A 13,326-nucleotide genomic window follows, 5' to 3' on the forward strand; every position below is an offset into this window, starting at 1 on the left:
GTTGCTTGTCTTCTCTGCTGACGCGGGGCTGACCTCAGGAGGTTCTCTTGCTAGTTGAAATGGAGTTGTCTCGCATCATTATCAGCGAGATCGGTGACCAGCAGGTGATCTACCTGCGTGAAATCGAGGGAGACCGGGTCTTTCCGATTCTGATTGGTATTTTTGAGGCGACAACTATCGAACGTCGCGTCAATAATGAGTTTAAGCCCCAGCGGCCTTTGACTCACGATCTACTCAAGAACACCATCGAATCTCTGGGTGGTACGCTGAAAGATATCGTGATCACACACCTGGAAGATCATACCTACTATGCGGTACTCCGCGTCGAACAGGATGGTAAGTTGATTGAAATCGACAGTCGGCCCAGTGATGCGATCGCTTTGTCGATTCACTTCGAACCCCACCTGCCAATCTACGTTCACGAATCGGTGCTCGAACAGACCGCCAAATAACAGTCATCCGGGAATCACAAACGAAACAGGGGCCCCTCAGAAGTGATTCTGAGAGGCCCCTGCTCTATTGAGGTCTTTATAACGGGTCAGCTTTGACCTTAGTTACATTCTGCTACCAGCGGGCCAGCCAGTTCATCCAGAATGATCAGACGACCGGGTTGAGTTGTCATGTAAGTCGAAGGAATCCAGCTGGTCGGTTCATGACGCAGAGTCATCCAGACGCTCATGCCCTGCCACTGCATTCCACGTGAGAAGATCCCGTCGCAACCGCCGATGATCTTGTCGGCGTTGAGGAAGCAGCCTGGACCAATGGTATTTGCGTAAGCAGGAACCAGGGTCGTGCGGCTCTTGAAGCTGGTCACGGCATTCTGCTCAATGGTCAGCGGATGCAGTTTAGCACCAATCCGGTGTGTCTGTGCTTTCCATTCTTCTTCTGACTTGAACTCACCTGCAAAGTGAGGTTCCCAGAATGCGATGTGACAGACGCGACCAATTCCGAAAATCACGCCCAGTTTTGCGCCAGCTGCTTTAAGCTCACCAATTTTTTCCGCATAGGTGGGCAGGACATCCGGTGTAGCAAAGTGACGCTGGTTTTCGGGAACAGTCAGTTCGCCCAGGGGACCATAAAAGGCCTCTTTCATCGCATACTGGAATGCGCCCGGATTATCTGGTGGAAGTGTATTTCCTTCGGCATCGCTCCATTCATCCATGTTGAATCCGTAAACATGATCGCAGGAAACACCCCATTCTTTGAGGAAGTAAACAGCCCAGCGATACATGCCCATCGGTCCCACGGGTAGAATCAATGCCAGCTTCTCGCCTGCATCACGCGACTGCTTGATCGTTAGAGCAATCTCGTGCCCCATGATTGTATCGAAATCAGTAACACTGCCACACATGACGGGTTCAAACTTCTCGTGCCACCATGCTTGACGATCTGTAATTGTGGTCGGATCCGCACTCATGCACTGATCAATTTTGGTCAGATCCCAGCCAGCTGGAAAATAGCCTTCCATCATGGAACCGGCAATCGTACTCATTAAATCCATAATATTCCCCTTCTCAAAGCATATTCACAGGTTTGTGAAACTGTTTAAATTGTCAAATATCGTTAATTTCTTACGATTGTTGCAAAATTCGTCAGCTGGCGTGGATTCTAACACAGAAACACCGGGAAAACAGGAACCAACGGTCCCTGATTTCATAAACAGAAGAATAATTAAACAAGGGACTTCTGTTCGACAAACATCTTGAATTCTCTGACCGATATAGTTCTAATAGGAAGGCAGAGTTGACTGCTTTTACAAGTGATCAATCCCGCCTGCAAACTACCTCCCAGACAATCTCGAGGGCCAAAACACTCCCATAGATTGTCTTTTAACGATAACCGTTAACCTGCCTGATAGCACAACAGAGTGCAAGCTCTGCTGTCATTAACAGGGACTGTTTCAGCATAGATTTACTCTGCGAGTAATCCTGTGCCAGGAGTCTGTTCCTGCTACGGTTCACACAACCGGAGATACAATACAGATGAAAGTTCTGATTGCGCCCGCCTGCACTGCGATTGCTATGGTCGTCGGATGGCTGGTTTATGACAAATCCGTCAAAGATGTCCAGGTCCCGACCAAAACTATCATTCCCGAACCGATTGCAGTCCAGGTCACCCGCTCAACGACCAAAACCCTCGAAAAACGAATCAACCTCGTCGGTAATCTGGAAGCAGGTTCCCAGGTAGAAGTCCGGACGCGCTACAGTGGCTACATCAAATCGATGCCCTTTGACGTCGGCGACCGGATCATGGAGGGTGATGTCATTCTGGAACTGAATGATTCAGAGAACCGGGAACTGGTATCGAAGGCAGAAGCTGCCCTCAGTGTCGCCAAAGCCCAGTTAAAAGCTCAGATCACATCTCAGGAACTTGCTCAGAAAGCCTATGACAGACTGCTGGTGCTGCAGAAGTCAGGCGTCAGTACCCGTCAGCAGATGGAAGAAGCACAAGCCAGTCTGGCTATCCAGGAAGCGCAGACGGAACTGGAACAGGCACGCGTCGATCAGGCGGGAGCCGATCTGGAACAAAGTCGACTGCGTTTACAGGAAAACAAAATTCTCGCTCCTACCAGCGGTTTTCTTGCCGAAAGAATGGTCGATATTGGCGACCTGGCCAAACCGGATGTCGCACTGATGAAAATCGTCAATCTGGATCACGTGCGCACTGTCGTGCATATCGTGGAGAAAGATTACGAGGATGTGAAAATCGGTCAGCAGGCGGCCATCACCGTCGATACGTTTCCCGACCAGACTTTTTCAGGTCATGTTAAGCGGAAAGCGCCTGTAATGGATCCGCAAACCAGAACCGCAGCCGTTCACATCGAAATTCCCAATGAAGATTTTTCCTTGAAGCCGGGAATGCATGCCCGTGTGCAGATTGTCTTTGAACATCGCCCGGAAACCAAAGTACTGCCGATCGCCTCACTGACCCGCCGCAAGGATGGCCCGGGCTCTGCAGTCTTTATCATTGGAGGAAATCCTCCGATGACCCATCGTCGCAACATTGAAGTCGGTATCAATGATGGAGAAATGGTGGAAATTCTTTCTGGTATCAATGCAGAAGACCTCGTGATCACTCTGGGAAACCGCCTGGTAGATGAAGGTCAAACGGTGACACCAGTCGAAGTCCCCATGGATCAGATTCTTCAGGCCCCCCCTGCCCTGCCCGAGAAAACGAACCTGTAAGCCTACTATCAGCCGGCATGTGAGAAGGACCTCCTGCTTTTAACTGATCTATCTGGAAAAGCATCGTTATGTCCCTGACTCGCCTGGCAGTTCACCGACCGATCTCAACCCTGATGGCCTCGCTTGTGTTGGTCATGTTGGGGTGTGTTTCGTTGTCGCAGCTGGCAGTCGACCTGATGCCCGACATTCAGAACCCCAGCATCAGCGTAATTACCATCTATGAAGGTGCGGGGCCCAACGAAGCGGAAACACTGATTACTCGACCGATCGAACAGACCCTGAGCTCGGTTTCCGGAATTGAGAACATTCTCAGCAGCAGCATGGAGGGCAGCAGCACGGTTCGCCTGCAATTCCAGTGGGGCACCGATCTAACCCTGGCAATCAACGAAGTCCGCGACGCGTTGAATAAGCTCCGCAACTCATTGCCGGAAGGGGCAGAGGATCCTTACATCAGACATTTTGACGTCGCTGACCGGCCAATTATCTACCTCGGCCTGAACAGCGAACTCGACCCCATTACCCTGTCGCAACTGACCGAAAATCAGATCATTCCGCAGTTCGAGCAGTTGGAAGGTGTGGCTCGCCTGCGAATGCGGGGCGGCATTGAACGCGAGATTCAGATTGATCTGGATCGCAGCAAGCTCGAATCACTCAACATGGGAGTGAATGAAGTCGTCAACGCCCTGAAACAGGAAAATATAAATCAACCCGCGGGAAACTACGAAGAAGGCAACCTGAATTTACTCATCCGCAGCCAGGGCGAATTCACCAGCCTGGAGCAGATCGAAAATACGGTTGTCCGCGAAGAATCCGGCGCAACAGTGCATGTCAGGGATATCGCCAATGTCGTTGATGGCGAAAAAGAGCGAACCGAGCTCACCCGTATGAACGGCAAACCGGGGATCCTGCTCTACGTTTATAAGCAATCAGGCGCCAATACAATCAGCGTCAGTGATCTGGTGCAGAAACAGCTCGAACGCGTCAACAAATCGATGCCCGACGTACAACTGAGCATTCGGGTCGACAACTCGGAATACATCCGGCAGTCAATCGCCAACATCCAGCAGGCGGCCTTGTATGGAATGGGACTGGCCTTCGTGGTCCTGATTCTCTTCCTGCGCAGTTTCCGCAGCATGCTGGTGATCGGGGTCTGTATGCCCCTCTCGGTTCTGGCCACCTTCATTCTGATCTACTTCCAGGGCTTCACACTGAATATTATTTCGTTCGGTGGTCTGGCTCTCGGAGTAGGCATGCTGGTCGATAATTCCATCGTGGTGCTGGAAAGCATTTTCCGCAAACGGGAAGACGGTCTGGATGCCAAAACCGCCGCCATCGAAGGTACCGAGGAAGTCTCGGGGGCGATTATCGCCAGCACAATGACCACACTGATCATCTTCCTGCCCTTGATCTTCATCCAGGGGACCACCGGGATTCTGTTGCATCAACTGGCATGGGTTGTCGGTTTCTCACTGATCTGCTCTCTGTTTGCCAGCCTGACTCTGACTCCTGTCATGAGCGCCTACTGGATTCCTGATCAAACCCTGAAAACCCATTCCCGCTGGACCCGCCCCTGGTTTGCACTGATAGACGGGTTCCACAATCTGAATCATCGCATGCTTCTCTTACTGGAGCGGATCTATGAGCGGATATTAAAATTCAGCCTGAAACATGTAGTTCTGATCGGCTTTCTACTGCTGCTCTGCTTTACAACCACACTCGGCCTGATCCCGCGGATTAAAACCGAGTTTCTTCCCAAAACGGATGAAGCTGCCATCAATGTCTATTCCTCGATGGCGGCAGGAATCCAGCTGAAAAAACTCGATCAACAGTCACGGATTCTCGAACAGGCAACCATTGAATCGGTCCCGGAAGCGCTTGCCATTGCATCCTTTATCGGTGATAGCGCTGATGACGCTGACCGCTGGAACCGTACCACGCTCCGCATTAAACTCTCTCCGAGAACAGAGCGAAAACGAGGGATCGAAGAAATCCGCAAAGCCCTCGACGATGCCATCGGTCCAATCCCCGGCATGAAAGTGCAAGTCAAGGCGCAAACTGAAATGATGGTCATGCGCATGATTGGCCGTAGAGGGGGTGGTGACCTGGTCGTACAGGTTGCCGGTCACAATATGCAACTGGCTCAACAGATTGTGGATCAGGTTGTCGGCGTTATGAAGTCGACTCCCGGGTTGATCAATGTCGAAGCAGAAATTTCAGATCAGCGTCCCGAATTGACCGCTTCGATTGACCGAGAAAAAGCGGGCCTGCTGAAGATCAGCGTGCAGGACATCGCTCAGACTCTGGAAACCACCATTCGCGGAACGGAAGCCACGCTCTACCGTGAAGAAGGGGACGAATTCCCCGTCATGGTTCGACTCCGCGAGGAAGACCGCAACCAGATCGGCGACGTTCAGCAGGTCGGCGTCACTACGGCCGACGGTCGCACAATTCCGCTCAAGAATCTTCTTAAATTTGAATCCGATGACGCACCAGTTGTAATTGAACGGCACAACCAGCAGCGGGTGTTGCGAATTTTTGCTGATGTCGAAGGACGGGACCTGGGCAGCATCGTCCCGGAACTGGAAGATAATCTGAACGCAATTCAGATTCCGTCTGGCTTTTCAGTCAGTGTCGCCGGGGACTGGGAAGAACAACAGAAAAGCTTTGATGCCCTGCAACAGGGATTCGTCCTGGCGATTATTCTGATGTACATGATCATGGCATCACAATACGAATCGCTCCGTGATCCATTTTATATTCTGTTCGCTGTCCCACTGGGGATGATCGGTGTCATCTGGGTTTTTGTTTTCACAGAAACGACTCTAAATGTGCAATCCTTCATCGGCATCGTCGTTCTCTCGGGGATCGTCGTCAATAATGCGATCGTCCTGGTGGATTACATTAACCAGTTGAAACGTCGGCATCCTGAAAAACCGACATCTGAGCTGATTCTGCAGGCAGCGACACGTCGCTTCCGGCCCATTCTCATGACCACACTGACCACCGTGCTGGCCATGATCCCGATTTCACTGGGCTGGGGTGAGGGAGGCGAACTGCAGGCCCCGATGGCACGAGTCGTCGTGGGAGGCTTGCTCGCAGGCACATTAATTACCCTGCTGGCCATCCCGCTGATTTACCAGTCCTGCACTCCGGACGCGAAACAATCCTCGCAGCCAGCCACCGAGCCCATTGCTGAACCAAAACTGAATGGCCAAACGGTAAAATCTGTCTGAGAAATGCGTTAGATCGCAGTCTGACATAGCATCATTTCTGCCTGACTGTCTATAATACGCCTCAATTGAACAGTCGGGCCGAGAGCGTCCGTTCTCAATCTGCTCTCTGCAACCAGATCAACATCTGCCTCATCTCCTGTGGATCGTCATTCTAATGAAGATGAATCAAAAAACATCGCCACTCTCTCAACCGGTACCCTATAAAATCCTGTTTCCCTGGCTGCATCTGTTTCGCACCTTCCGACTGGCGGTTGATTTCCAGAAGATCCTGCTCGCAGTCGCCGGCCTGCTGATGCTTTCACTGGGTAACCACCTGTTCAATAAGCTCCCATTCGCACCAGAGGCGCCCGCGTCAACAGGTGTCGTTGCGGTTCAACACACAATCCAGTTTCCGCCTCCTTCAGCAGGCGTAGTATCCGAATCTCTGACTTCCGAGCGATTGAGTGGACTATCTACTTCACCCTCGGGAGATCTCTTATCCCCTGCGACTCTGCTGGAGCCGATGGGATTCTTTACCAGACCGGTGCTGACGCTGTTTGAAACAGGCGCCAGTTGGAGTGCCCTGGCCTATGCGACGACCCAGCTCTTGTGGGCCGTTATTATCTGGGCCGTTTTTGGAGGGGCAATAACCCGCATTGCAGCGATCCAGTTTGCCCAGGACGACCATATCGGCTGTCGGGCTGCGCTGGGTTTTTCACTGAAACGAATTTTGTCACTGGTCAGCGCCCCCCTGCTCCCCTTCGCCGGAATGGGCTTTTTCTGGGTACTTTGCCTGCTGATCGGCCTGTTTGGTAATATCCCCGGGGCCGGTGGAGTGATCGTCAGCCTCCTCTGGGGACTTGCCTTCCTGTTTGCCTTTGTATTGACCCTCATTCTGCTGGTGACACTCGCGGGCTGGCCGCTGATGATGACCACTATCAGTGTGGAAGACAGCGATGGTTTCGATGGCCTGAGCCGGATCTTCAGCTATCTGTTTGGCCGGATCTGGTATTTTCTCTGGCTGACAGTCGTTGTGCTCTGCTACGGGGCAGTCTGTCTGTTTTTTGCTGCGGTTCTGCTGCAGGTAATGTCCTATCTGGCTTTCTGGGGAGTCAGCTGGGGTATGGGCAGCGAACAGGCACAAAAACTCTTTCAGCAGGATCAGCCGACTCTGGCTGCGACGATATCCATCGGCTGGGGCTCTATCCTGAATCTGCTGTTCTCAGGCTTCGTTATCAGCTTCTTCTGGTCTGCCAGTACCATCGTCTACTTCCTGCTCCGCAAGTGTGACGATGGAACGCCGCTGGATCACGTCTATGTGGCAGATGAAGACCAGGAAGAGACAGACGAGCTTCCACTGGCTGGCGTCGCGAAATCAGGCGAACCCATCATCGAACGTCCTGTGGAACCCGAAGAGTCTCCCACTGACGAAAACCAGACACCGTCAGAATAAGGATTCCGGAACACAGCGTGACGCTGATTAAGCCAGCGGGCAAAAATTGAGCGGACTTAAGGTCTGGCTGTTACCAGCGGAACAGACCAGTTCCCCAGGCCAGACCAGCACCAAAGCCGCTCAGGAGGATTGTATCTCCCCGGTTAATGCGGCCTGCATTGAAGGCTTCATCCAGAACGATGGGAATTGAACCGCCGGAGGTGTTACCATAGCGATCAAGGTTATTGTAGACCTTTTCACGGGGAATACCCAGCTGATCGCAGGCGGAATCAATAATGCGGATGTTGGCCTGATGCATTAAAAACAGATCAACATCGTGCACGCTCATACCGGTTTTAGTGAGCATCAGATCGATGGAATCAGCGACAGTACGAACAGCCCATTTAAAGACGCTGCGGCCGTCCATATTCAGGAAATGCCGTCCTTCTTGAATGTCTTCCGCGGTAGCCGGATTACGGGTTCCCCCTGCAGGACGATCCAGTAGCGAACAGCCACTGCCATCGGATCCGGTCTGATAACAGGTCAAACCCTGATGCGGATCACCTTTAGCCAGAAGCACTGCTCCAGCACCATCACCGAACAGTGGAGCGACCCGACGGTCTTCCGGATTGACAATGCGGCTGTTGCAGTCTCCACCGATGACCAGAGCCAGTTTACTGTTACCGGTTGCCACATACTGAGCTGCGGTCACCAGAGCATACATGAATCCGGCACAGGCAGCCTGCAGATCAATGGCAGGTGCATCCAGCCCGAGGCGGTCCTGCACCAGGCAGGCTACGGAGGGACACTGAAAATCGGGAGTGAACGTTCCCACGATCAACAGGTCGATGTCTTCCGGGTTCACGCGGGCAGCACGAATTGCCTTTTGTGCCGCTTCATAGCAGAGATCGCTGGTTGCAATTCCCTCAGGAGCATGTCGACGCTCCAGAATTCCCGTTCGCTGTTCAATCCATTCCGGGTCAAAACCATACCGTTTCTGCAGGTCCTGATTCGTTACCACATTGTCGGGTACGTAAGAACCACTGGAAACAATCTGGACCCCCAACAATGAATTAGTTCGTTGACTAATCACCTGGCGACCACGCTTGCTCTCTATTTTTTTATTCTCAGGTACCAGATTTATCTGCTGGTCCAATAACCCGGACGCGTCTAGAACTGATTCCAGATCGTTTGAGTTTACCTGATTTTTTGTTTGAACTTTTAAAGACATCTTGTGCATGTTCCTGACATCCTTATTCAGTCTCTGTCAAACTCGCAACGCGGGCAGAGTTCGAACTCCATTCAACACGCGTCCTGTCGTGATGCAGCACAATTTCCATTTAGAACAGAACCTATTGAAATCAAGATTCTGATACAAATGCAGATGCACTAACTGATTACCAAAACGCTCACGCCAAAGTAACCAATGAGTTGTCATGATTGGGTGCAAGACAGGAAACAACGCCTGTCTCACTTCATAGTCAGCAACATAGCAGACCACAATCGCTGACCGTTGACCGCAAAGTATAGCGATTCATAAAATTGGAAACTAGCGAAATTTAGAAAAATCCAGCTAAGCTATAATATAGGCAAAATTCTGTGCCCTGAAAATAAATATAAACCCCTATTTTACCACATTTTGCTCTTATTTCTGTCACCGGATGCACGCATCTGCTGGCCATGACAGCACCTGGGGAATTCAGCAGAAATCAAGCCACATCTTCACTCGCGGTACAACCGGTGATCTGATAGTGCAGCAGGCTCTCAAACTCCTCATCCAGATCCGAGGTTCGTTTAACCTCGATACTGACCCCGTAAGCTCGCTTTTCCAGAACCCGGGTTCGCGTCCCTGTTGCGTTTTCCACCTCACAGCTGATCGAAAACACCCCCTCCAGGGGAGGATTCAGGCTGACATGTACCACCTGTAACCGCTGATTTCTCGCAAACCGGACCTGCATCCCTCCCTCAACTGTTTCCCCGCCTGCTGTGTCGATTGAGCGATTCATCCACTGGGAACAGTTTTCGTCATCCAATCGTGTTTCAGAGAGGTCGCCTCCGCTCTCTCCCCGCTCCAGCAATGCTGCAAACAACGCTTCGTTATCCCCTGCAGATTCCATCACTGGGCTTTCCAGCAAAGCGACATCTGCAACAGGTGACTCTTCTTCTGGAAAAGGAATCAGATCAGACTCCCGCCCATGAACTGCTTCTCGATTGAGCCACTCCAGAACGCCGGCAAAAGCCATGAAATAGCTCAGCGAAAAGAAATAAATACCGGGCAACGAGAGTCCCGTAGACGGGTGCACCGCCAGCATCCCGATCAACACAGGTAAGACCAGGGCCAGCGTGAGTAAGTGCTTGCGATCCTCAAGCTGAAGAATCAGGCGTTTCCGATGCAGACTGAATAACACCAGTGCAACGGAAGCGGAAAGCAGGCCGCCTGTGACCAGCAAAGGCACAAAACTCGCTTCGATTTGCAACCAGCCGGTGATGCGCAGCACCACCAGCCCGACGGCAATCAGCAGATTCCCCCCGAGAAACAAAAAAGGGAAAAGCCACCTCTGTTGAGATGACTTCCCCCCTGTGGATCGTTCCCTGATCTGAGTAATACTCGGATTTGAAGTATTCATGACGAGCGTTCTCCATAAGGCTCGGCGTTGCTGATTTCAGAAAATCAATGATCCTCTGAAAATCAGGAAATGGCAAATTGAGGCTCGGGAACTTCATTTCCCAGGCCAGCAGCGTCTCTCAGTTCAGCAGCTTTGTCGGTTGCTTCCCAGGTAAAATCAGGATCGTTCCGACCAAAATGTCCGCCCCAGGTGGTCTTTCTGAAGATGGGACGACGCAGTTGCAGATGCTCGATGATTCCCTGCGGATTCAGCGGAAAGAGCTCACGAACCAGTTCGGAAATTTTCTCTTCCGGAATGACGGAAGTTCCCTTGGTGTCCACATACACGCTGGTCGGCTCGACCACACCAATCGCATAGGAAAGCTGAACTTCGCACTCTGTTGCCAGGCCGGCGGCAACGATGTTCTTGGCAATGTAACGGGCCATGTAAGCAGCGGAGCGGTCTACTTTGGTTGAGTCTTTTCCACTGAAAGCACCACCACCATGACGGCCCCAGCCACCGTAAGTATCGACGATAATCTTACGACCAGTCAAACCAGCGTCACCGTGAGGTCCGCCGATCACAAACCGTCCGGTCGGGTTGATGTGATACTTGGTATCATCACTCAAAAAGTCGGCAGGAATGACATCCTTGATGACCTTTTCGATGATAAATTCACGAATTTCAGCCTGAGTAACGTCATCAGTGTGCTGGGTTGAAACCACAACCGCGGAAACACCGACAGGCTTGCCGTCTTCGTATTCGACAGTGACCTGGCTTTTGCTGTCCGGCAGCAACCAGTTCACTTCACCGTTCTGACGGATTTCAGTCAGCTTGTTCAAAATACGGTGCGACAGAGCAATCGGCACCGGCATGTACTCTTCCGTCTGATTGCAGGCATAACCGAACATCAGCCCCTGGTCGCCAGCCCCTTCGGCGTCGACGCCCTGGGCAATATCTGCACTCTGCTGATGCAATTTCACCAGCACTTCGCAGGTATCTGCGTTGAAGCCGATGTCTTCGCTGGTGTAGCCGATGTCCCGAATGACATCGCGGGCAATTTTCTCGTAATCGACGTTGGCGTTGCTGGTAATTTCACCGGCAAGCAGAACGAAGTCAGTGGTACACAGAGTTTCACAAGCGACGCGTGAGTAAGGATCTTCAGCAAGCAGTGCATCCAGAATGCCATCGGAAACCTGGTCTGAGACTTTGTCAGGATGTCCCATACTGACAGATTCACTTGTGAACGAAAATTTAGCCATGCGTCACTCCACCCTTAAATTGCATTGTACCTGGTCAGGAAATGGATCAAGCTCTCTGAGGCTGATCTAAGCATCTCTCGAGCCACTGTAAAGAGATTTCATCCCACGTCAGCTCAGCGCGAGCAGCGGGCGCTGACGTATTTCTGAGACTGTGCATAATTGTAGAAATTTGCCATGCAGTCAACAAGCGTCTCTTCACTCTCGCTCCGTGATTTACGCAAGGTTTCTCAAAAGAGTACCCCGATTTTTCGATGTCAGAGAGAATGCCTGCAACCTCTAAATCAAGCTGCCCTGTCGGTAGAGCGTGCCGCTTCATCCAGTGACCGCATTAACAGTTCTGCTGTCCGCAGTGTGGCCCCCCGCTGACTCAGGACAAACTCCTGCGCCCTGGCCCCCTGCTCCCTGGCAGCCTCGGGATTCCTCAACCAGTTCACAAGTTGCCTTTCCAGGTCTGACTGATTTTGGACCACCGTTGCCGCCTGATGCTGTAACAGAGCAGCAACGATATCCTTGAAATTCCATGTATTGGGACCGAATAACAATGCCGCACCGTATCCGGCTGGTTCAATCATGTTCTGTCCCCCTCGCTTTGTCAGGCTGCCTCCCACAAAAGCAAAATCAGCCAGCCCCCAACAGGCTCTTAACTCCCCCAGTGTGTCCAGTAGACAGATCGGGGGTCTTTCTGTGCTCGAAAATGGGATGAACCGGCTCTGCTCCTCGTCAGACTGTTGACTTCGACAAATCAAGGGCAACCCGTAACTTCTGACTAGCGCTGCCACTTCCTCAAAACGCTCCTGATGCCGCGGTACGAGGATCAGACGCAGATCCGGATACTGCCGACGAAGCTCGAGGTAAACATCCAGCGCGATTCGCTCCTCCGGATCCTGAGTACTGCCCGCGATCAGCACAATGTCTCTCTGCTTCAACTGAAAGGTATCTCGTAATTCCCGGGTCAGCTGATTACCCCGTTCCACTTCAATTCCGTCAAACTTAATGGACCCGGTAACCTGAATCCGCTCAGACATTCCGGCCAGCCGCGAAAACCTCTCTGCATAAGCTTCATTCTGTACAGCGATGAGCTCCAGACGATTCAGCAGTGGACCGATCAGGGCTCGCAACCGCCAGTATCCGCGAAAACTCTTTTCACTCAAGCGACCATTGACGATGGATACAGGAATCCCCATCCAGTCTGCAGCCAGCACAAAGTTCGGCCAAAGTTCCATTTCAACCAGGATCACCGCCGAGGGACGGATCCGCTGCTGGGCTCGTTTTACGGCCCAGGAGAAATCCAACGGAAAATAGCAGACGGTGTGGTCGGGAAACTTTTCCTGAGCCACCGCATACCCAGTGTGGGTAGTCGTCGTGATCACGAATTCCAGTTCCGGATGTTGTTCACCCAGAATTGTCAGCAGCGGTGGAAGCTGCAGCACTTCGCCTACACTGACCGCGTGAAACCAGAAACAGGGGCGATCCCCTTCACGTTCGGGTAGCTTGCCGAGAAACTTCTGGCTCCAGCCTGAGCGATATTTCTTCAACACCAGAGCACGGTAAGCCAATATGGGAGAGACCGCGATCAGGAGCAGACCGTAAACCAGGTTTAATAGATACGAAACCAAACGCACGGGAGTC

General features: G+C 52.0%; 9 protein-coding genes. 4 read left to right on the plus strand and 5 right to left on the minus strand.

Features of this window, described 5'->3' with window-relative positions; translation table 11 throughout:
* Nucleotides 1–47: 47 nt before the first annotated feature.
* Entirely contained in the window at nucleotides 48–452 is a 405-nt protein-coding gene (locus RID21_RS03530; RefSeq protein ID WP_350187197.1) for a bifunctional nuclease family protein, read from the plus strand.
* 98 nt (nucleotides 453–550) lie between these two features.
* Here RID21_RS03530 and RID21_RS03535 read toward each other — a convergent pair whose 3' ends face one another.
* Nucleotides 551–1,501, minus strand: coding sequence for a sugar phosphate isomerase family (locus RID21_RS03535; RefSeq protein ID WP_350187198.1), 951 nt, complete (start codon nucleotides 1,499–1,501; stop codon nucleotides 551–553).
* A gap of 481 nt (nucleotides 1,502–1,982) precedes the next feature.
* Between RID21_RS03535 and RID21_RS03540 the strand changes: the two genes are divergently transcribed.
* From RID21_RS03540 to RID21_RS03550, 3 genes are all read left to right on the plus strand, one after another.
* Nucleotides 1,983–3,185, plus strand: coding sequence for an efflux RND transporter periplasmic adaptor subunit (locus RID21_RS03540; RefSeq protein ID WP_350187199.1), 1,203 nt, complete (start codon nucleotides 1,983–1,985; stop codon nucleotides 3,183–3,185).
* A gap of 68 nt (nucleotides 3,186–3,253) precedes the next feature.
* On the plus strand, nucleotides 3,254–6,418 hold the full coding sequence (locus RID21_RS03545) for an efflux RND transporter permease subunit (RefSeq protein WP_350187200.1): 3,165 nt from the start codon (nucleotides 3,254–3,256) through the stop codon (nucleotides 6,416–6,418).
* 154 nt (nucleotides 6,419–6,572) lie between these two features.
* Nucleotides 6,573–7,850: a hypothetical protein gene (locus tag RID21_RS03550; protein WP_350187201.1), complete on the plus strand. Its 1,278-nt coding sequence runs from the start codon at nucleotides 6,573–6,575 to the stop codon at nucleotides 7,848–7,850.
* 70 nt (nucleotides 7,851–7,920) lie between these two features.
* Here the strand turns inward: RID21_RS03550 and RID21_RS03555 are convergent, their stop codons facing one another.
* The 4 genes from RID21_RS03555 to RID21_RS03570 all read right to left on the minus strand — a co-directional run bounded on the left by RID21_RS03555 (nucleotide 7,921) and on the right by RID21_RS03570 (nucleotide 13,319).
* Nucleotides 7,921–9,060, minus strand: coding sequence for a 3-oxoacyl-ACP synthase III family protein (locus tag RID21_RS03555; RefSeq protein WP_350187202.1), 1,140 nt, complete (start codon nucleotides 9,058–9,060; stop codon nucleotides 7,921–7,923).
* A gap of 478 nt (nucleotides 9,061–9,538) precedes the next feature.
* Complete coding sequence (locus tag RID21_RS03560; RefSeq protein WP_350187203.1) at nucleotides 9,539–10,456, minus strand: hypothetical protein; 918 nt, start codon at nucleotides 10,454–10,456, stop codon at nucleotides 9,539–9,541.
* A gap of 62 nt (nucleotides 10,457–10,518) precedes the next feature.
* A complete protein-coding gene (gene metK, locus RID21_RS03565) occupies nucleotides 10,519–11,697 on the minus strand; it encodes a methionine adenosyltransferase (RefSeq protein ID WP_350187204.1) in 1,179 nt (392 codons plus the stop codon).
* A 281-nt stretch (nucleotides 11,698–11,978) separates the two neighbouring features.
* Nucleotides 11,979–13,319 carry a 3-deoxy-D-manno-octulosonic acid transferase gene (locus tag RID21_RS03570; protein ID WP_350187205.1) on the minus strand — a complete coding sequence of 447 codons (1,341 nt, stop codon included), beginning with the start codon at nucleotides 13,317–13,319 and terminating at the stop codon, nucleotides 11,979–11,981.
* Nucleotides 13,320–13,326 lie beyond the last annotated feature (7 nt).

The organism is Gimesia sp., assembly GCF_040219335.1.
Classification (GTDB): domain Bacteria; phylum Planctomycetota; class Planctomycetia; order Planctomycetales; family Planctomycetaceae; genus Gimesia.